Here is a 19,522-nt window from a genome sequence, read left to right as displayed (position 1 = left end):
CTGGCCATTGCCGGTGTTTCAGGCAAGCGGCTGCGCGAGGAACGGCTTCAGCGCGGCGAGCGTCGCCTGCGGATTCTCCTCCGGCAGGAAATGACCGCTGTCGATGGCCTGCCCCTCGGCCTGCGGCGCGAAGGTCTCGTGCCAGATCTCGAGCGGGCTTGCGCCCTTGGCCGGGATGCCGGCCTCGCCCCACAGGATCAGCGTCGGGCAGAGGATGCGCTTGCCTGCGGCGAGATCGGCCTTGTCATGCGCGATATCGGTGGTGGCGCCGGCGCGATAATCCTCGCAGGACGCGTGGATGCGTGTCGGGTCGCTGAAGGATTCGGCGTAGGAGCGCAGCGCCAGCGGGTCGAAGAGGTCGAGCTTCTTCGCCCGGCTCCAGCTCGCGATGGTGTGGTCGAGCCAGCCGACCGGATCGGCCTTGAGCAGATTTTCAGGCGTCGGCTCGGGCTGGGCCAGGAAAGTCCAGTGATAGACCTGCATGGCACGCGCCGCGTCCATGCCCTCCCACATCGAGACGGTCGGCAGGATATCAAGCAGCGCGAGCCGCTCGACCCGGCCGGGATGGTCGAGCGCGAGGCGATAGGCGACGCGCGCCCCGCGATCATGCCCGATCACGCCGAAGCGCAGATAGCCGAGCGCCTGCATCACGGCGACGATATCCTCGCCCATGCCGCGCTTCGTGTAGGTCGCTGCCCCGCCATCGCCATGCGGTGCCGCCGACCAGCCATAGCCGCGCAGGTCAGGACAGACGACGGTATGCGTCTTCGCCAGCTCCGGCGCGATCTTGTGCCATTCGGCATGGGTCTGCGGAAAACCGTGGATCAGCACGAGCGGCGGCCCTTCACCGCCGACGCGGGCGAAGATCTTGCCGACCGGACCGTCGACCCAATGGGCCTTGAAACCGGGAAACAGGCTGTCGATGTTGCTCATGGCTGCGCCCTTGCCGTGGCGGCGGAGACGATGTCCGTCCGGCCGAAATCCTCTCCCTTGTAAAGCAGGGGAGCGTTCAAGGATTTGGCAAGAGCGTAGGAGAAGCAATCGCCGAGATTGAGGCGCGCGGGGTGCCCGGTTTTGTCAGCCTTGCTCGCGCTTCACCGCCTGCCAGCCGATGTCTCGGCGGCAGAAGCCCTCCGGCCAGTCGATCAGGTCGACGGCCTGATAGGCTTTCGCCTGCGCCTCGCGCACGCTCTTGCCGAGGCCGACCACATTGAGCACGCGCCCGCCATGCGCGACGAGATCACCATCCCGGAGCGTGGTTCCGGCATGGAAGACGAGGACGTCGTCCAGCGCATCCGCCTTCTCGACGCCGCGGATGACGCTGCCGGTCTCGGGCTTGCCGGGATAGCCCTTCGCCGCGAGCACGACGGTCAGCGCCGCCTCTTCCGCCCAGCGCAGGTCGAAGGAGCCGAGCACGCCGTCGCAGGCCGCGAGCAGGGCCGGCACGATGTCGCTCTTGAGGCGCGGCATCAGCACCTCGCATTCGGGGTCGCCGAAGCGGACATTGTATTCGATCAGCTTCGGCCCCTCGGCGGTGATCATCAGCCCGGCGAAGAGCACGCCCTGGAACGGCATGCCGCGCTTGGCCATGCCGACGAGCGTCGGCCGGATGATCTCGGCCATGACGCGCTCTTCCATGGCGGGCGTCATCACGGGAGCGGGCGAATAGGCGCCCATGCCGCCGGTGTTCGGCCCGGTGTCGCCGTCGCCGACGCGCTTGTGGTCCTGCGCCGAGGCCAGCGCCAGCGCATTGGTGCCGTCGCAGATGGCGAAGAAGCTCGCCTCCTCGCCGATCATCCATTCCTCAATGACGACCTCGGCGCCGGCGCTGCCGAGACCGCCCGAGAACATCATGTCGATCGCTTCATTGGCCTGGTCGAGCGTCTCGGCCATCACCACGCCCTTGCCGGCGGCGAGGCCGTCGGCCTTGACCACGATCGGCGCACCCTGGCGGGCGGCATAGGCCTTGGCGGTGTCGGCGCTGGTGAAGCGGCCGAAAGCGGCGGTCGGGATATTGAACAGGGCGCAGAGCTCCTTGGTGAAGCCCTTCGAGCCCTCGAGCTGGGCGGCGGCCTTCGAGGGGCCGAACACCTTGATGCCGGCGGCCCTGAGATCGTCGGCGATGCCGGCAACCAGCGGCCCTTCCGGGCCGACGACGACGAGGCCGATAGCCTGAAGATGGCAGAAAGCGACGACCGCGGCATGGTCGGCGATATCGACCGCGACGTTCTCGCCGCATTGCGCGGTGCCGGGATTGCCCGGCGCGATGAAGAGCTGCTCGCAGAGCGGCGAGGCCGATATCGCCCAGGCGAGCGCGTGTTCGCGGCCCCCCGAACCGATCAGAAGAATCTTCATGCTGGCTCCCATCCGCGTTGGCGGGTTTGTGAGCCCTCATCCTGAGGAGCGTTCCGGAGGAACGCGTCTCGAAAGATGCTCCAGCGCCCCCTGGACCATCCTTCGAGACGCCGCTGACGTGGCTCCTCAGGATGAGGGCTGAGGTCGGCCGAAAGGATCCTTGCGCAATACCTGCCCGGCGCGGCGACGGCAACGCTTCTGCTCGTCGGGTCCGCCCGCTATGGTCCGGCCATGAACAGCGAATCGACCGTTCCCACCGGCAATGCGCCCGAATGGACCGTCTCGGACCTCTCCGGCGCGCTGAAGCGCACCATCGAGGATTCCTTCGGCTTCGTGCGCGTGCGCGGCGAGATTTCCGGCTATCGCGGCCCGGTCGCCTCGGGCCATGTCTATTTCTCGCTGAAGGACACGAACGCCAAGATCGACGCGGTGATCTGGAAAGGCGTCTTCGGCCGGCTGAAGACGCGTCCGCAGGATGGGCTGGAGGTCATCGCCACCGGCAAGATCACCACCTTCGCCGGCAAGTCGAGCTACCAGATCGTCATCGATTCGCTGGAGCCGGCCGGCATCGGCGCGCTGATGGCGCTGCTGGAGGAACGGCGCAAGCGGCTCGCTGCCGAGGGCCTCTTCGCCGAGGAACGCAAGCAGCTCATCCCCTATCTGCCGCGCGTCATCGGCGTCGTCACCTCGCCGACCGGCGCGGTCATCCGCGACATCCTGCACCGGCTGGAGGACCGCTTTCCCCGCCACGTCCTGGTCTGGCCGGTGCGCGTGCAGGGCGAGACCAGCGCCGCCGAGGTCGCCAACGCCATTACCGGCTTCAACGCTCTCCCCGAAGGCGGACGCATCCCGCGCCCCGACGTCATCATCGTCGCGCGCGGCGGCGGCTCGCTCGAAGACCTGATGGGCTTCAACGAGGAGGCCGTGGTCCGCGCCGCCGCCGCCTCGACCATCCCACTGGTCTCGGCCGTCGGTCACGAGACCGATACGACGCTGATCGATTTCGCCGCCGATCTGCGTGCGCCCACCCCGACCGGCGCGGCCGAGAAGGTCGTGCCGGTCCGCGCCGAATTGATGGCGCTGGTCGCCGACCTCGCCCGCCGGCATGGCGGCGCCATGCGCCGGCTCTCGGATCGGCGCCGCAGCGATTTGCGCGCCCTGGCGCGCGCGCTTCCGGGGCCGGAGGCGGTGCTCTCCGCTCCGCGCCAGCGGCTCGACCTCGCCGCCACGCGGCTCGCTCCCGCGCTCGCCCGCAACGCCCGCGCCCATGAACAGGCCCTGCAAGGTCTGGCGCGCCGGCTCGAGGCCCGCTCGCCGCGCATCGCGCTCGCCCGGCTGCGCGCCCAGCTCGACGGTTTCGCGCGCGTGCTGGCCGCCGCGCGCGGCAACGCGATCACGAGCGAGCGTACCCGCATCGCCCATGCCCGCGACCGGCTGGCGACGCTCGAAGCGCGAGCGCGCAACGCCTTCGGCCAGAGCCTGATCCAGCGTCGCGAACGCGGCAACCTGCTCGCCGACCGAGCCACGCGCGCTTTCGCGCAGGGGCTGCATCGCCGGCAGGACCGCCTCGACTCGCTCTGGACGCTGATCCGTTCGCTCGGCCCCGAAGCGGTGCTCGCCCGCGGCTATGCGCTGATCCGCGACGAGGCCGGCGCACTGATCCGCAGCGTCACCCAGGCGCAGGCGGGCCAGGCCTTGACCGTCGAGGTCAGCGACGGCCGCTTCGGCGCCGTGGTGTCCGGGAGCGGCGGAACCGCACCGAGGCCGCAGCCCCGTCCGGCGCGCAAGGAGGCGCCGCGATCGGAGCCGCCGAAATCCGCTCAGGGCGATTTGTTCTGACAGGCCGTTGGAAAGCCTAGAGCCCTCATGCTGAGGAGCCATTTCCGGCGAAATGGCTCCTCAGCATGAGGGTTGAGCGGTTCGCTGAAGGGAATCAAGGTGCCTTCAGGAAGGCGTCGACGCGCTTGAGTGCATCCTCCCGCGCGGCCGGGTTGGTGCCGACCATCACCTTGCCGGTGCCATTGGCGGAAAAGGCGACGTTCTCGCGCTCCTTCACCTCGAGGCGGGGATGATCGAAATCATGGACCGCGCCGGGATAGGTCACGAATTCGACCTTCTCGCCGCGCGCCTGCGCCGCCTTGGCGAGGTAGCCGCAAGGGGCGGCCGGCGTCCAGTCATCGGCCTCGCCCATCAGGATCAGCAGCGGCATCCGCACGGCAAAGCTCGGCGATTCCGACTGGATGCGGCAACCCGGATAGAAAGCGACCGCCCGTGTGAAATCCGGCATCTGGTCTGCCGGCTGCCTGTCCTTGCGGATGGCGGTGAGTACCGTCGAGCCACCGCCGGACCAGCCGATCAGGGAGAGCTGGCCGGGCCGGATGTCGTTGCGCTGCAGCAGCCAGAGGCGGGCGGCCATGGTGTCGGCGACCCGCTCGCGCCCGGCCCGGACGGTGAGGTCCTTCACGCCGCATTGCGAGGCGAGCCCGCGCGAGCCATAGCTGTCCGGCATCAGCACGGCGAAGCCCGCATTGGAGAGCCGTTCGCCCCAATCCAGATGGCGTATCGAGAGCTTGCCTTGCTCGCGCCACAGACCGCCGCAACCATGCAATGCGACGACCGCCGGAAACGGCCCCGGCCCCGGCGGGCGGAAGAAAACGCCGTCGAGATGGCCGCCGTCCATCGCGATGGAGACACGCTCATAGCCGCCGGCATGGACCGCCGAGGTTGCAAGCAGAACGAGACACACCACACGCGCCAACAGGCGCAGGACACTGGACATCGCCGACCGGAAAATGACACCGCGCAGTGATTATCCCGGCTTTCCGTTTCGCAATCAATGATTTAATACGATTTTGATGAATATCAGCGAGCGCCTTCCCACTCCCGCTCCCGAAGCGGTCGTCGATTACGGTCACGGCGAATTCCGCGTGATCAAGCCGGGCGGCTTCGTGCGCTGCGCCGTCACCGGCGCGCCGATCCGCCTGGACGATCTGCGCTACTGGTCGGTCGAGTGGCAGGAAGCCTATGCCTCGCCCGAGGCGGCCCTGCTAAGGCTGCGTCGCGCCGGCCGCGGCTGAGGGCGTTTCCAATAGCTTTGCGATCCGCTCCGGCGCGTCGAAGACCAGCCTGACGGGCAGCACGACGAGCCGCTGCCTTTCGCTCTGCGGCCAGAGCGCCGCCAACTTGGTCATGTCCTTTTCGGTGGTGGCGACAAGCAGGTCGCCTGACCGCGCTTGCGCGATAACGCCCGTGACATCCGCTGCCGAATAGGCATGGTGGTCGCCGAAAGCCCGTTCGACCGCAATGATGGCGCCGATGGATTCCAGCGTGGCCCGGAATTTCTCCGGCCGGCCGATGCCCGTGAGCGCCAGGACCTTCCGTCCGCGCAGCGTCCCGGCGATCTGCCCGTCGGGTTCGAGCCGCGCCGCGATGACCGCCTTGCCCTGCCTTGCGGCCGCCTCGGCGACGCGCGCGCCTGCCGCTCCCGGTCCGATCACGATCACCGCATCGGTACAATCGAGCTGGCCCGCCAGCGGTGCCCGCAGCGGCCCCGCCGGCAGGCTGAGGCCGTTGCCGACGCCGCTCGCGCCGTCGACGACCGCCAGTCGCAGCTGCTTGGCGAGCGCCGGATTCTGCAAGCCGTCATCCATGACGATCACGCTCGCGCCACGGGCACGGGCCAGCGCCGCGCCGGCGATGCGGTCGCGGGCGATGACCGTGCGGGCATGGCCTGCCATCAGCACGGCCTCGTCGCCGACCTCGGTGGGGCCATGCCGCGCGGGATCGACCTCGACCGGGCCGGGCAAGCTCCCGCCATAGCCGCGCATCAGTACGAAGGGCGTCTCGCCGCGCGCGCGCAGCAGCCCGGCCAGCGCGATCGCGGTCGGCGTCTTGCCGGCGCCGCCAGCGATGAAATTGCCGACGCAGATCACCGGCACGCCCGCTTCCGCGCCGGGTTTGCGCATGCGCCGCAGCGTGATCGCGCCATAGACCAGCCCGAGCGGGGAGAAGAGCCGGGCCAGCAGCCCCGGCCGGTCGCGCCACCAGAAGCGCGGCGCACTGAGGCGGGATGCGAAAAAGTGGAAACCGGTTTTTCGCTTGGATCCCGCCTGTGATCCAGACATCAGGGCGCGCTCTCGCGCTGGCCGAGCGCGGCGCGCATCAGGAGCGGCTCGATGGCCTGCAGCGTGCGGTTGATCGCCCCGCCGAGCTCGCTCGCCGTATGCGCCGCCGCGCGCGCCGCCTGCCGGGCGCTGGCCGGGTCGCTCAGCCAGCGATGCACCGCCCCGGCGAGCGCCTGCGCATCGGCGACCTCGCGCGAACCGCCGTCGCTGTCGAAGGCGGCGAAGATCTCGGCATTGTTGTGCACGTAAGGGCCGTGCAGCAGCGCGCAGCCGAGCTTGGCCGGCTCGATCGGGTTGTGCCCGCCGATGCCTTCCACCAGCGAGCCGCCGAGGAAGGCGACCTGCGAGAGCCTGTAGAGCAGGCCGAGCTCGTTCAGCGTATCGGCGACGTAGAATTCGACATCGCGTTCCGGGCTTTCGCCGGCGGCGCGGCGCGCGACGCCGACATCGTTGGCCTGCGCCAGCGCCTCGATCTCGGCACCGCGCTGCGGATGGCGCGGGGCGACGATGGTGAGCAGCTTCGGCAGGTGGGATCTCAGCGCGAGATGGGCGGAGAGCACGAGCTCGTCCTCGCCCGGATGCGTGCTGGCGGCGATCCAGACCGGGCGCCCCGTCGTCATGCCGTCGAGGATGGCGAGCGTGTCGGGGTCGGCCGGCGGGGCGGGCACGTCGAATTTGAGGTTGCCGGCGACGCTGACGCGTGGCGCGCCGAGCTGCGCCAGCCGCTCCGCATCGGCCTGCGACTGCGCCAGGCACGCCTCGAAGCAGGAGAGCAGGAAGCGCGCCGCCCGTGGCCGCTTGTACCAGCGCGCGAAGGAACGTTCCGACATCCGCCCGTTGACCATCACGACCGGGACGCTGCGGCGCTGCGCCTCGATCAGCAGGTTCGGCCAGATCTCGGATTCGCAGATCAGGCAGAGTTCCGGCTGCCAGTGATCGAGGAAGCGACGCATGTAGCGTGGCACGTCGAGCGGGAGATATTGGTGGATGGCGCCGGCCGGCAGGCGCGCCGCGAGAAGCCGCGCCGAGGTCACCGTGCCGGAGGTCACGAGCACGGCGAGCCCGCGCTTCTGGAGCCTGGCGATCAGCGGCAGCAGCGTCACGGTCTCGCCGACGCTGGCCCCGTGCAGCCAGACCAGCGGGCGGTTCGGACGCTTGACGGTGGCGTAGCCACGCCGCTCGGAGAGCCTTTCCGCATCCTCCTTGCCCTGGCGGCGGCGCCATTGCAGCAGTCCGGCCGCGGCCGGTTCGAGCAGGGCGGTCGCCAGCCGGTAGCTTCGGATCAGGGCGCCCTTGCCGCTCATGCCGGCGTCTCGGCCAGAGTTCGCCGGGCTTCCTGCTCGTCGCGCAGGCCGGCGCCGGGATCCCGGCTGCCGACGAGCGCGTAGGCGCGGGCATGGACGGCGTCGAGGCTGGCCTGCACGGCGAGCCGCGTCGCCTCCTGCGTTGCCTCGTCGGCATCGCGCGCGATCGTGATCGGTTCGCCCACCACGATGGCGCAGCGCCCGAAGGGCAGGCCGATCGAGGCACGGTCCCAGCTGTTGAAATCGACGCGGCGGCTGGTCACCACCGCGACGGCGCGGATCGGCCGGCCGGAGGCGCGCGCCAGCGCCACGATGCCAGGCCCGGCGACGCGGGCCTGCTTCGGGATATCGGCCGTCAGCACCATCGAGACGCCGGCTGCGAGCCGCTTCACCATGGCGAGGAAGGCGCCGGCGCCTCCCTTCTCGCGCACCTTCCGGCGGCCGCGCGCGCCCGAGCCGCGGATCGAGCCGATGCCGAGTTCGCGCAGCGCCACGGCGTTGAAGCCGCCATCGCCATGGCGCGAGACCAGCGAGGCCGCCGGCATCCAATCCGGCCGCGCGAAGGGGATCATGATGTGCTGGCCGTGCCACATCGCATAGATGACCGGCAGCTCCGGCCGGACATGGTCATAGATGTCGGCAGGCTCGAATACGATCCGGTTCGTGCGCCGCACCAGGCGCAGATAGCCGGCCAGAAGCCGGCCGAGCGCTTCCTGCGCCACGCGTGTCTTGAGGATCGAAAAACCCATCTGCCTCTTGTCTCATGCATCGGGCCGAAAAAACGCTTTCGGCTTTCGGCCCGATGCGGAATCGGGAATCGGTATCTCGGTCTCAGGCCTTGGTCGCGTCGGGATCGAGCAGGCGGTGCAGATGCACGACGAAATAACGTGTCTGCGCCTGGTCGACCGTTTGCTGCGCCTTGGCCTTCCAGGCCATATGGGCACTGGCGTAGTTCGGGAAAATACCGACGATGTCGAGCTTCGACAGGTCCTTGAAGGTGACGCCGTCGAGCGAGTCGAGCTCGCCGCCGAAGACGAGATGGAGAAGCTGCTTCTGGTCCGGTTCCGCGCTCATCGTTCTCTCCAGCAGGATTGGTCCGCGCCCCCATAAGCCATCCCGCGCGCGGGCGCGAGCCGGGTGGCCGCGTCTTCGATGAAAAAGTTCAGCTCGGCTGCGGCTGACCGCGCAATTGCTCGAGAGCATTGAGCAAGGGCGCCGCGAGCGCATCGGAACTGGCGACCAGCATGCCGTGAACCGGCACGGGGCGGTTATAGGTCACCGGCCCGCCATCGCCGCCGCTCAGCCGGCCGCCGGCCTCGCGCAGCACGAGGTCGGCCGCGGCGAGGTCCCAGTCGCGCGCATCGGGCGAGATCAACCCGGCATCGATCGTGCCGTCGGCGATGCGGGTGAGCCGCAAGGCGAGGGAGGGGATCTTGCCGACCGCCTCGAAAGGCTGCACCCGCGCCAGCGCGTCGAGCATCGGCTTCGGCCCGGCGATCCTGGCGCCGGCGAGCGTCCGGCCCGACGAAGCCCGGATGGCTTCGCCATTGCGCTTCGCGCCGCTCCCGGCAATGGCGGTGTAGGTCGCGGCGCAGGCCGGAGCATGCACGACGCCGAGGATCGGCACGCCCTCGTCGAGCAGCGCCACGCAGACGGCCCAGTCCGGCGAGCCGCTCATATAGGCGCGCGTACCGTCGATCGGGTCGACCACCCAGACGAAGCGGCGCGTCAGGCGCAGCGCGTCGTCCACCGTTTCCTCGGAGAGCCAGGCGGCTTCGGGCAGTAGCGCCGAGAGGCGCACGCGCAGGAAGGTGTCGACGCCGATATCGGCTTCCGTCACCGGTGAGCCGCCGCTCTTGGCCCAGGTCCGCGCGGCGGTCTGCTCTCCCGGTCGGAACAGATCGAGGGCGAGGCTTCCGGCTTCGAGGCAGCTCTCGCTCGCCGCCTTCAGGAGGTCGGCGGCGATGGGTAGCGTGGATGCGCTCATGGCTTCCCTATCGAATGCGAATGCCGCGGTTTCAAGCCGAAAATGCGCCATCGCGCTGAAAGATTCCGTCAAGCATCATGCAGAAAAGGGGCCATCCTGGCCCCGATAGAGCGGAAATCACGCTCCTTTAACCCAACCCCTTAAGCGCTCGGACACGCCTGCGGCACATCCTCACCCGGCAAGCACGAGAGTCCCGCATCCGACAGAGGACTCCGTTGCAGCAGGGATTAGGAAAGGCGTTATTACCGATGGCCAGCGTCACGCCGGTCGCCGGAGAGAGCGGTTTTGTGCCGCATCTCTCCGGTGGGCCGTTCACCACAGCGATCGTCCCCCGCAACCCGATGCCGCGCCAGCCATCGGCGCCGGGCATCGAGCGCGTCGGCTCCGTGCGGATTTTGCGCGCCTCGGCGGGGTGGAGCGGGGTCGCGCTGCGGCTTGCCAATCCGACGGGCGAGGATGAGCGCTTCGAGCTCGCTTTGACGGCCGGCGACGGGCGCTCGATCGTGATCGCCAGCGCCGATCAGGCCGATGCGGTTGCGCTCTGGCGCGATTGCGGTCGCCGCAGCGGCTTGCCGCTGCTGCTCGAATCCGTCGACGGCACGGTGAGCGAGCCGTTTCCGCAGATCGGCCGCGTCGCGCTGGGGCCGGTGCGGATCCGCCGCCGCCATGCCTTCCTGAACGGGCGCCGCCCGCGCTTCCTGACGCGCCGCAAGCCCGGCCGTCTGGCCGATCTGCCGGTCGTCCTCGCCAATGAGCGCCTGGTCGATTAAGCGAAGGCGTGCCGGCTGATCGCGTCGAGCGCCAGCCCCGCGGCGAGCAGCAGCCCGGCATTCCGATTCGAGCGAAACAGCATCAGCGCCTGCGCCGCGCTCGCCCCCTCGATCCGCGTCACCTGCCAGCCGAGATGGCCGACGAAGGCGGCAAAGCCGAGCCAGGCGAAGGCCCCGCCATTGACCAGCCAGATCGCGATGCCGCTGAGCACAGCCGTCAGGGCGAAGCAGAGCGCGACGGCCTCGCGCGTATGGTCGCCGAAATAGCGCGCGCTCGATTTGATGCCGGCGATGGCGTCGTCCTCGATATCCTGCATCGCATAGATCGTGTCGTAGCCGACCGTCCAGGCGATGGCGGCCGCATAGGTGAGGTAGGCCGGCGCGTCGAGCCGGCCGAACACGGCGCTCCAGCCGAGCAGCGCGCCCCAGGAGAAGGCGAGGCCGAGCACGAATTGCGGCATGTTGGTGATGCGCTTCATGAACGGATAGATCGCCACGATCGCAAGCGAACCGATGCCGAGCAGGACCGTGAAGCGGTTGAACTGCAGCAGCACCGGCAGGGCAGCGAGCGCCTGCGCGACCATGAACAGCACTGCCGCCGCGACCGTGACCTGCCCGGAGGGCAGCGGGCGGCCGCGCGTGCGCGCGACTTCGGCATCGAGCTTGCGATCGATGATGTCGTTGAAGGTGCAGCCGGCTCCGCGCATCAGCACAGCGCCGATCAGGAAGAGCAGGCAGTGCCAGGGATTGGGATATGGCTGGCCGGCCGCGATCGCGGCCAGCCCGGCCGCCCACCAGCACGGAAGCAGAATGAGCCACCAGCCGATCGGCCGTTCGATCCGCGCGAGCTTGAGATAGGGCCTGATCGCGCGCGGCGCGCGCGTGTCGACCCAGTGACCGCTCAGCGCGTCGGGGAGGGGGGCATCCGGCAAGGACGCGCCGGAATGGAGCGCGTCGCGCCCCGGCGTGGGACCGGCGTGGACAGGGTCCGCCATGGCCGGCCCGCCTTCCGTCTTAGAGCGCGCCCTGTGGGACCTTCAGCCCGCCACCGGCGCCGCTGGTGATCGAATCCGCGCCGCCGAAGGGGTTGGCGCTCTGGGCCTGCTGCTGCGCGCGCCGCTGCATCGCCGCCTGCTGCTTCACCGCATTGCAGGCCTGGCCGCGAAACGTCCCGATTCGCGCGTTGTCGTTCTTGAGCCCCTCGATGAACGTGGCCGGGATCTGGCACCAGTCCTGGTTGGCGGACGCGAATTTCAGCGTCTCGTTGCCGTTGTTCACGAGCGAGCCGAAGGTGCTGCATGCCTCCTGCGGCGTCATCTTGCGCTTGGCCTTCTGCGCGGCGGTGATCTTGGCCACCATCGCCTGCCGCGTCGTCAGCAGCTTCTGCAGCGGCTCGCAGCCGGAAACCTGCGCGCTGGCCGGGGAGGCGATCACGAGCGATGCCATGGCGAGGCCCAATGTCGCTGCCAATCCCGAAGCCGTCCTGAGCCGCATGATTCCCTTCTCCGCTTGCCGGCCTGTCGCGCCGATCTGTGAACATGTCCTTAACAGCAGGCGCTGTTAACGCCAACGACTCTTGCAAGTCCATCTGCCATCTCGGAGGAAGCACTTGCCGTTAGGCGAGGATTGTGGCGGTTTTCGCGCTGCTCACAACAAATTTGTAGATGCAGGAGGCGGCTTCGCCGATGTCCATCCCCGATTTTGCACGCCATCGGCTCTTCATCGATGCCGCTTTCGCTGCCGGCGGTGAACTGCCGCTGGAGCGGGATCAGTCGAATTATCTGCTCAACGTCTTGCGGCTCAAGGCCGATGGGGCGGTCCTCGTCTTCAACGGGCGCGACGGCGAATGGCTGGCCCGCGTCGCGCCGGAGGGGCGCAAGGCGGCGCGGCTGATTCTCGACCGCCGGGTGAAGGATCAGCCGCCGCCCTCGGACCTGCATTATCTCTTCGCGCCGCTGAAGCATGCGCGGCTCGATTATATGGCGCAGAAGGCGGTCGAGATGGGCGCGGGCCTGCTCCAGCCCGTCATCACCCGCCGCACCCAGGTCTCGCGGCTCAACCTCGACCGGATGCGGGCCAATGCCGTCGAGGCCGCCGAGCAATGTGGCATCCTCAGCCTGCCGCGCATCGAGGCCGAGACCTCGCTCGAGGCCGCGCTCGCGGCGCTGGACCCGGCCCGGTTGCTGATCTTCTGCGATGAGGGGCTGGAGCAGGGCAGCCCGATTGCGGCACTGCAGGCCCATGCCGCCGGCCCGCTCGCGGTGCTGATCGGGCCGGAGGGCGGCTTCGACGAGGCCGAGCGCCGGCTGATCGCCGCGCGCCCGCAGACGCTGGCGATTTCGCTGGGTCCGCGCATCCTGCGGGCCGATACCGCCGCCGTCGCGGCGCTCGCCGTCGTGCAGGCGGTGCTCGGCGATTGGGCGGGGCGGCGCTGAGCGTTCCGGCGCCGGACCTGCCGCCAGCGCTTGCCGCCCTTTCACGAATGCAAGGTCCGGGTCGTTGTCGCGCGCCGGGCTCTCGCCTATGTCTGTTCGCCCTACGCCTTGAACCCGCGGCCTCCCAGCCGCCGGGAGCCTTGGCTTTATTGCCTGTTCTGCCGGAGCGCCCATGGCTCGCGATGTGTCCGACTCGACTCCGATCGGCTCCAAGGAGGAGCTGATTGCCTGGATCGCTGCCGGCGAGAAACCGGAATCGCGTTTCCGGATCGGGACGGAGCACGAGAAGTTCCCGTTTTACCGGGAGGACCTCGCTCCGGTGCCTTATGAGGGCCGTGCCGGGGCGGGCGGCATCCGCGCCTTGCTCGAAGGCATGCAGCAGCGTCTCGGCTGGGAACCGATCGTCGACGCCGGCAACGTCATCGGTCTCGGCGGCCCCGACGGGGGCGGGGCGATCTCGCTCGAGCCCGGCGGCCAGTTCGAGCTCTCGGGCGCTCCGCTCGAGACCATCCATCAGACGCAGGCCGAGCTCGCTGCCCATCTCGCCGACGTCAAGGCGGTCGCCGAACCGCACGGCATCGGCTTCGCCGCGCTCGGCGCCTCCCCGCTCTGGACGCGGGCGCAGACGCCGATGATGCCGAAGAGCCGCTACAAGATCATGGCGAACTATATGCCGAAGGTCGGCACGATGGGGCTCGACATGATGTTCCGGACCTGCACGGTGCAGGTCAATCTCGATTTCGCCAGCGAGGCCGACATGGTGCGCAAGCTGCGCGTCTCGCTTGCGCTGCAGCCATTCGCGACGGCCCTGTTCGCCTCCTCGCCCTTCCTGGAGCGCAAGCTGAACGGCTTCCAGTCGATGCGCTCGGAGATCTGGCGCGATACCGACAATAACCGCTCCGGCATGCTCGCCTTCGCCTTCGACGAGGGCATGTCCTACGAGGCCTATGTCGATTGGGCGCTCGACGTTCCCATGTATTTCGTCAAGCGCGGCGAGACCTATCACGACGTCGCCGGCGCCTCTTTCCGGGACCTCATGGCGGGCAAGCTGAAACAGCTGCCGGGCGAATGCGCCACGATGTCGGACTGGGTCAACCATCTCGGGACCCTGTTCCCGGAGGTCCGGCTGAAGCGCTTCCTCGAGATGCGCGGCGCCGATGCCGGCCCCGCCGACATGCTGGCGGCGCTGCCCGCCTTCTGGGTCGGGTTGCTCTATGACCGCGGCGCGCTCGACGCCGCCTGGGATCTGGTCAAGGGCTGGAGCGCCGAGCAGCGGCAGGGATTGCGCGATGCGGCGCCCAAGCTGGGTCTGGATGCCTCCATCGCCGGGCGCAAGCTTGGCGAGATCGCGAGCGACGTGCTGGAATTGTCGCGTGCCGGCCTCGCCCGCCGGGCCCGCCGCGACGCGGCTGGCGATGACGAGAGCGTCTACCTCGCTCCCTTGCAGGAGATCCTGGCCAGCGGGCAGACGCTCGCGCAGCGCCTGGAAGCGCGCTATCGCGGCTCATGGGGTGGCAAGGTCGAGCCGGTCTTCACAGAACTGGCGCTGTAAAGCCCTTACGCGCCGGAAAAAAGCGATATTCGGCGCATTGCAGCGGCCGGATTAACGATTTGGCCGCAGCTCGCCGCCATAACCTATCGTCATGAATCGGATCGGCCCCAACCTTGACGCTTTTCTGCGCGACGAACGCGGCGCGACGGCGATCGAGTACGGCCTTATCGGCGTCCTGATCTCAATCTCCATCGTCGCCGGGGCGACGCAAGTCGGCCAGACCGTGCTCGGCTTCTTCCAGTCGGTCGCCGCCGCCTTTCCCTCTCCGTGATCCTGCGCGCCCTTCGCGTCGCGCAAGCTCCTCTCACTCCGCCGCGGTCTTGAAGCTCGCCAGATTGTCGAGGCTCTGGATGATGTGCTCGGCCAGCGCATTCGAGAGCACGGACGGGTCGAAGCGCGTGCGCAGCAGGCCGATCTTGCAGGACGGCAAGGTCGCGAAGCCCTCCGACGGTCCCAGAATCCGCATGCCCGGCCTCACCGCGCTTTCCGGCAGCACCGAGACGGCGAGCCCTGCGACCACCGCGGCGCCGACCGCCGTCGAGTTCCAGCTCGCATAGAGCACGCGGAACCGGCGGCCCTTGGCCTCCAGCGCATCGACCGCCGCCTGCCGCCAGTTGCAGGTCGGCCGCCCCAGCGCCAGCGGCAGCGGGTCTTCCTCATGCACGGTATGGCGGGCGGAGGTGACCCAGAGCAGCGGCTCGATGCGGATGATCTCGCCCTGGCCGCGGCTCTCGACATGGGTGATGATGGCGAGGTCGATGTCGCCGGTGGCGATCCGCTCGGCCAGCATCGGCGTCGGCTCGCAGACGACGGTGACCTCGGCGCGCGGGTTCGAGCGCGCGAAGCGGGCGAGGATCTCGGGCAGGTAGCGGTCGGCATAATCGTCGGGCACGCCGAGCCGGATGCGCCCCTTCAGATCGGCATCGGTGAAGGTCGCGACGCATTCCAGGTTCAGCCTGACGATCCGGCGGGCGTAGTCGAGCAGGCGCTCGCCATCCTCGGTCAGCTTGGCGTGGCGTCCGTCGCGCCCGAAGAGCGGCCGCCCGACCCGCTCCTCCAGCCGCTTCATCTGCATCGAGACGGCCGATTGCGTCTTGAACACGATCTCCGCCGCGCGGGTGAAGGAGCCGGTGTCGGCAATGGCGACGAAGGTCTTCAACTGGTCGGCGTCGAGCACATGGGCCATGGCGATCCCCCGTCGTGCGTTCATCAATATCCGTGCTGTCAAGCATCATAACCATTCGTTTGGCTGATGGCCAGCGTCTCGCTATCGTTCAATCGTTCTCCGGGATTTCAGCCAGTTGGCGCGTCCGGGCTGAAGGGGAACGTCGATCCGTTCTCGCATTCCATTGGAGGCCGTCATGCTGCTCATGACCATTGCCACGAAGACGCTGTCATCGGTTCCGGCCGGTGTCGTGCGCATCGCCGCCGCTGGAATCCAAAAGCCCGTATTCCTCCTGCGCGCCCTGATCCATCGACGCGAGGTGATGCGCCTCGCCGAGCTTGATGAGCGCGGCCTCAAGGATATCGGCCTCGTCCGCTCCGATATCGCCGGCGCGCTGGCGACGTCCTGGCTCAACGATCCCTCCGCGGTGCTGGCCGCGCGGTCACGCTCCAATGCCGATATCGCCAAGGCGCGGCGCGAGCAGGCCGTCCGTCATGCCGGCACCCAGCCGACCGTGCCGGAGCCGGTGCTGGCGAAGAACGCAGATTTCATGGTTGCACGCTGCGCCTGACCCCTTGGCGTCAGCGTCTCTGTGGGCGGAAGCTTCGTGCTTCCGCCCTTTTTTATGCGCCGGAGCAGCGGAGGCATGTCCTAACGCAATTTTATGCATTTGGCTGAAATGTGTCCGCCGGATGCGGCCGGCCGGCCGCCTGACGGGGTGGGCACGGGCATGAAGTTCTCTCTGCGCCTCAAGGATCTGAGGATTCGCACCAAGATCGCCATTCCATTGATTGCGATCGGACTGATCAGCATCGGTACTGCGATCTATGCCGGGCACGAATATCAGCGCATCAACAAGAGCTATTCCGATCTGATCGATCAGCGCTCCGCCGCGATCCTCGATTCGGCGCAGTCGACGCTCGTGACGAGCTATGTGCTGCGCGACCTGTATAAGGCGATCGCCTATCCCGAATACATGAAGCAGAACACCACGAGCATCGCGGATGTCCGCAAGGATTACGATCTCGCGCTCCAGCAGCTCGTCAACGCCAAGATCAGCTTTCCCGAGCGCCACGCCGAGTTCGACAAGCTCGCGCGGGCGCTTTCTGAGCTGAAGCCGAAGATCGACGACGTGCTGGCCCAGGCCGCGCGCGACGAGGATCTGGCGGCGCTGTCGGTGATGTCGGAGCTGGACCGCGCCTTCGGCGCCATCGTCGCTGATGCGGTCAAGCTCAACGGCGACATCAAGAGCCAGACCCAAGCCGACGGGCAGGCGCTTGACGCGGAGGCGAAGCAGCTCAACCTGATCCTGCTGGCGCTCTCCGTCGCCGGGGTCCTGCTCGGCCTGATCGGGGCGATTCTGCTCGCGCGGCAGTCCATCACCAGGCCGCTCGACACCCTCAAGGCGCGCATGGACGATCTCGCCGCCGGCGATTACACGGTCGAGATCGACGGCCAGAACCGGCACGACGAGGTCGGCGCCATGGCGCGGGCCGTGCAGGTCTTCAAGGAGAACGGGCTGGCGGTCCGGCGTCTCGAGGCGGAGACGGCCGAGAGCCGCGACGCGACGGAGGCGCAGCGCCGCCTCGCCGAGCAGGAGCGCGCCGCCCGCGCCCGCGAGCACGAGCTCCTCGCCGCCGAGCAGGCCAAGGTGATGGAGGCGCTGGCCGAAGGGCTCGACCGGCTTTCGCGCGGCGATCTCACCTGCCGGATCGAGGCCGATCTCGCTGCCGAATACGAGAAGCTGCGCGACGATTTCAACATGGCGGTCGCCCATCTCGCGGAGACGATCCGCACCATCCAGTCGACCTCGGGCGATGTCGGCAACGCCGCCCAGGAGATCAACACCGGCGCCGACGACCTCTCCAAGCGCACCGAGGAGCAGGCCTCCTCGCTGGAGGAGACCGCCGCCACGACCGAGGAGCTCGCCGCTTCCGTCAAAGCCTCGGCCCAGGCCTCGATGCAGGCGGTCGCGCTCGCCGACGAGGCGATGGAGGTCGCGCGCAAGGGCGGTGCCATCGTCAAGGATGCCGTGGACGCCATGGCGCGAATCGAGACCGCCTCGCGCAAGATCTCCGACATCACCACCGTCATCGACGAGATCGCCTTCCAGACCAATCTGCTGGCGCTCAACGCGGCGGTCGAGGCGGCGCGTGCCGGCGATGCCGGCCGGGGTTTCGCCGTGGTCGCCTCCGAAGTGCGCACGCTCGCCCAGCGCTCCAGCGAGGCCGCCAAGGGCATCACGACGCTCATCACCGAATCCGGGGCGGAGGTCGCGCAGGGCGTCGGCCTCGTGCGCTCGGCCGGCACCGCCCTGGAGCGGATCGTCGAAGCCTCGCAGAAGGTGTCCGCCACGGTCTCGGACATCTCCTCGGCCGCGGCCGAGCAATCGAATGGCATCGACGAGATGAGCCAGGCCGTCGCCCATATGGACGAGATGACCCAGCAGAACGCCGCGCTCGCCGAGCAGAGCGCCGCCTCGGCGACGGCCCTGGCCAGCCAGATCCAGCGCCTCAACGATCTCGTCGCCAGCTTCCGCACCCGCGACGATGCGGCCGAGCTGCGCGGCATGGCCGCGGTCATGGTGCAGGCGGACCAGAACTGGCAGCAGCGCCGGCCGGCTTGAGCGCCCGCAAGCCGCGGAAGCTCGTCTGAGACCGCCGATGGGAAATGCAGGACCGGACGCTGCTGCGTCCGGTCTGTCGTTTCAGCGCCGCTGGCCGCCGCCGAGCATGGCGTCGAGGATCGATTTCAGCGCGCTCTGGTGGTCGTCCTGAATCTGCCGGCCATGCTCGAACATCTGGTTCAGCGCGTCGAGGCCGATCGAACCGGGCCCGGGTGCGGAGGCGGAGGGCGCGGACTCGTCCGGCGCGGGCTCCGGGGCAGGCGCGGGGCGCTGCGGCGCGCTGCGGGGCTGAGATGGCTGCTGCGGGGCGGGTTCGGGCGCGGCCGCGCCGCCGAACATGCCGCCGAGGATCTGGCCGAGCATGCCGCCGAACGGGTCGTTGGCCGCGGCGCCGGGGTTTCCTTGCGGCTGTGGCTGAGGCTGGCCTGCCCCCGCGCCCTGGCCGAACATGCCGCGCAGGATCGCATCCATCGGATTGGCCGGCATCTGCGGCTGGGCCTGCGGTTGCGGCGCCGGCTGCATGCCGGGCATCTGGCCGCGCATCATCTCGGCGAACTGGCCGAGAATGCCGCCGAGCCCCTCGTTGTTGGTGGATTTGAACAGGCCGCCCATCAGGATCGAGGCGATCACCGGCAGCATCTGCTTGAGGATGGCCTGGCTGACGCCGCTCGTCGCCGCAGCCTGCGCCGCAATCGCCTGGCTCACCTCGGTCGAACCGAAGAGCTGGCCCAGCACATCGTTGCCGGCCATCTGCGCGCCTTGCGGGATGCTGCCGCCCGAGGTCTCGAAGAAGCGCGCATAGGGCGAGGCGGTCATCATCTGCGCCAGCGAGCCGAAGGCATAGGGATTCTGCGTCTGGCGCTGCAGCCCCATGGAGAAAGCCGGCAGCAGCGCATCGAGCGCGGCCTGGGTCTGCTGCTGGCTCAGCCCGTATTGCCGGGCGAGATTCTGCATTGCTTGGCCATTCTGGGCCGATTGCATGATCTCGAACAGGTTCATCATGGACGCCTCCCGGGCCGTTGCTGGCTCTGTCGCGACGATAGCAGCGCGCGGGGCCCCGGCAAGTCGCCTTGGGAACGAGGCGCGTCATTCTCGGGCGCAGCGAAGCGTAGACTTGGGAATCTCTTGCAGAAAAGGGCGCCTCTCACAGGAGCAAGCGCCCTTCTTTCCTGAGATGCTCGGGTCGAGCCCGGGCATGACGGCG

20 protein-coding genes are annotated in these 19,522 nt (G+C 68.7%); 8 read left to right on the top strand and 12 right to left on the bottom strand.

Annotated features, from left to right (window positions below):
- Positions 1–18 precede the first annotated feature (18 nt).
- Together GGC47_RS03615 and purD are read right to left on the bottom strand one after the other, a co-directional pair.
- Positions 19–933: an alpha/beta fold hydrolase gene (locus GGC47_RS03615; RefSeq protein WP_142020125.1), complete on the bottom strand. Its 915-nt coding sequence runs from the start codon at positions 931–933 to the stop codon at positions 19–21.
- Positions 934–1,077: 144 nt separating this feature from the next.
- A complete protein-coding gene (gene purD, locus GGC47_RS03610; RefSeq protein ID WP_142020127.1) occupies positions 1,078–2,355 on the bottom strand; it encodes a phosphoribosylamine--glycine ligase in 1,278 nt (425 codons plus the stop codon).
- 231 nt (positions 2,356–2,586) lie between these two features.
- Between purD and xseA the strand changes: the two genes are divergently transcribed.
- Positions 2,587–4,194 carry an exodeoxyribonuclease VII large subunit gene (gene xseA / locus GGC47_RS03605; RefSeq protein WP_142020129.1) on the top strand — a complete coding sequence of 536 codons (1,608 nt, stop codon included), beginning with the start codon at positions 2,587–2,589 and terminating at the stop codon, positions 4,192–4,194.
- Between the two features lie 94 nt (positions 4,195–4,288).
- Here the strand turns inward: xseA and GGC47_RS03600 are convergent, their stop codons facing one another.
- Complete coding sequence (locus GGC47_RS03600; RefSeq protein ID WP_185747776.1) at positions 4,289–5,101, bottom strand: dienelactone hydrolase family protein; 813 nt, start codon at positions 5,099–5,101, stop codon at positions 4,289–4,291.
- A gap of 109 nt (positions 5,102–5,210) precedes the next feature.
- On the opposite strand from GGC47_RS03600, the gene GGC47_RS03595 reads away from it, so the two are divergent.
- Positions 5,211–5,432: a DUF2093 domain-containing protein gene (locus tag GGC47_RS03595; RefSeq protein WP_038360852.1), complete on the top strand. Its 222-nt coding sequence runs from the start codon at positions 5,211–5,213 to the stop codon at positions 5,430–5,432.
- Here GGC47_RS03595 and lpxK read toward each other — a convergent pair.
- The 5 genes from lpxK to GGC47_RS03570 all read right to left on the bottom strand — a co-directional run bounded on the left by lpxK (position 5,403) and on the right by GGC47_RS03570 (position 9,770).
- Complete coding sequence (lpxK, locus tag GGC47_RS03590; RefSeq protein WP_142020131.1) at positions 5,403–6,479, bottom strand: tetraacyldisaccharide 4'-kinase; 1,077 nt, start codon at positions 6,477–6,479, stop codon at positions 5,403–5,405. The two genes, GGC47_RS03595 and lpxK, sit on opposite strands and share 30 nt — an antisense overlap.
- A complete protein-coding gene (locus GGC47_RS03585) occupies positions 6,479–7,783 on the bottom strand; it encodes a 3-deoxy-D-manno-octulosonic acid transferase (RefSeq protein ID WP_112762932.1) in 1,305 nt (434 codons plus the stop codon). Before GGC47_RS03585 ends, lpxK begins: the two co-directional genes overlap by 1 nt.
- Complete coding sequence (locus tag GGC47_RS03580; protein WP_112762931.1) at positions 7,780–8,532, bottom strand: lysophospholipid acyltransferase family protein; 753 nt, start codon at positions 8,530–8,532, stop codon at positions 7,780–7,782. Before GGC47_RS03580 ends, GGC47_RS03585 begins: the two co-directional genes overlap by 4 nt.
- 82 nt (positions 8,533–8,614) lie before the next feature.
- On the bottom strand, positions 8,615–8,857 hold the full coding sequence (locus GGC47_RS03575; protein WP_038360861.1) for a DUF4170 domain-containing protein: 243 nt from the start codon (positions 8,855–8,857) through the stop codon (positions 8,615–8,617).
- An 88-nt stretch (positions 8,858–8,945) separates the two neighbouring features.
- A complete protein-coding gene (locus tag GGC47_RS03570; RefSeq protein ID WP_112762930.1) occupies positions 8,946–9,770 on the bottom strand; it encodes a 3'(2'),5'-bisphosphate nucleotidase CysQ in 825 nt (274 codons plus the stop codon).
- Between the two features lie 248 nt (positions 9,771–10,018).
- Here GGC47_RS03570 and GGC47_RS03565 point away from each other — a divergent pair, with 248 nt between their 5' ends.
- Positions 10,019–10,540: a DUF6101 family protein gene (locus GGC47_RS03565; RefSeq protein WP_429066903.1), complete on the top strand. Its 522-nt coding sequence runs from the start codon at positions 10,019–10,021 to the stop codon at positions 10,538–10,540.
- Here GGC47_RS03565 and ubiA read toward each other — a convergent pair.
- Together ubiA and GGC47_RS03555 are read right to left on the bottom strand one after the other, a co-directional pair.
- Entirely contained in the window at positions 10,537–11,535 is a 999-nt protein-coding gene (ubiA, locus tag GGC47_RS03560; RefSeq protein ID WP_429066901.1) for a 4-hydroxybenzoate octaprenyltransferase, read from the bottom strand. The genes GGC47_RS03565 and ubiA overlap by 4 nt on opposite strands.
- A 19-nt stretch (positions 11,536–11,554) precedes the next feature.
- Positions 11,555–12,034, bottom strand: a complete 480-nt coding sequence (locus tag GGC47_RS03555) for a hypothetical protein (protein WP_133562277.1) — start codon at positions 12,032–12,034, stop codon at positions 11,555–11,557.
- A gap of 191 nt (positions 12,035–12,225) precedes the next feature.
- On the opposite strand from GGC47_RS03555, the gene GGC47_RS03550 reads away from it, so the two are divergent.
- The 3 genes from GGC47_RS03550 to GGC47_RS03540 all read left to right on the top strand — a co-directional run bounded on the left by GGC47_RS03550 (position 12,226) and on the right by GGC47_RS03540 (position 14,798).
- Entirely contained in the window at positions 12,226–12,975 is a 750-nt protein-coding gene (locus GGC47_RS03550) for a 16S rRNA (uracil(1498)-N(3))-methyltransferase (protein ID WP_133562275.1), read from the top strand.
- Positions 12,976–13,147: 172 nt separating this feature from the next.
- Positions 13,148–14,527, top strand: coding sequence for a glutamate--cysteine ligase (locus GGC47_RS03545; protein ID WP_142020133.1), 1,380 nt, complete (start codon positions 13,148–13,150; stop codon positions 14,525–14,527).
- A gap of 91 nt (positions 14,528–14,618) precedes the next feature.
- Positions 14,619–14,798 (top strand): Flp family type IVb pilin, encoded by a 180-nt coding sequence (locus GGC47_RS03540; RefSeq protein WP_112762925.1) that lies wholly within the window; start codon positions 14,619–14,621, stop codon positions 14,796–14,798.
- Between the two features lie 33 nt (positions 14,799–14,831).
- On the opposite strand, the gene GGC47_RS03535 is transcribed toward GGC47_RS03540, so the two are convergent.
- Positions 14,832–15,713, bottom strand: a complete 882-nt coding sequence (locus GGC47_RS03535; protein WP_038360870.1) for a LysR substrate-binding domain-containing protein — start codon at positions 15,711–15,713, stop codon at positions 14,832–14,834.
- 175 nt (positions 15,714–15,888) lie between these two features.
- On the opposite strand from GGC47_RS03535, the gene GGC47_RS03530 reads away from it, so the two are divergent.
- Positions 15,889–16,263, top strand: a complete 375-nt coding sequence (locus GGC47_RS03530) for a DUF1127 domain-containing protein (protein ID WP_133562269.1) — start codon at positions 15,889–15,891, stop codon at positions 16,261–16,263.
- Between the two features lie 159 nt (positions 16,264–16,422).
- Positions 16,423–18,318 carry a methyl-accepting chemotaxis protein gene (locus tag GGC47_RS03525; RefSeq protein ID WP_142020134.1) on the top strand — a complete coding sequence of 632 codons (1,896 nt, stop codon included), beginning with the start codon at positions 16,423–16,425 and terminating at the stop codon, positions 18,316–18,318.
- An 81-nt stretch (positions 18,319–18,399) separates the two neighbouring features.
- On the opposite strand, the gene GGC47_RS03520 is transcribed toward GGC47_RS03525, so the two are convergent.
- On the bottom strand, positions 18,400–19,320 hold the full coding sequence (locus GGC47_RS03520) for a DUF937 domain-containing protein (protein WP_112762923.1): 921 nt from the start codon (positions 19,318–19,320) through the stop codon (positions 18,400–18,402).
- Positions 19,321–19,522 lie beyond the last annotated feature (202 nt).

This window comes from Allobosea sp. OAE752, from assembly GCF_050433265.1.
GTDB classification, from domain to species: domain Bacteria; phylum Pseudomonadota; class Alphaproteobacteria; order Rhizobiales; family Beijerinckiaceae; genus Allobosea; species Allobosea spartocytisi.
This window is presented reverse-complemented; position numbering and strand designations above follow the sequence as displayed.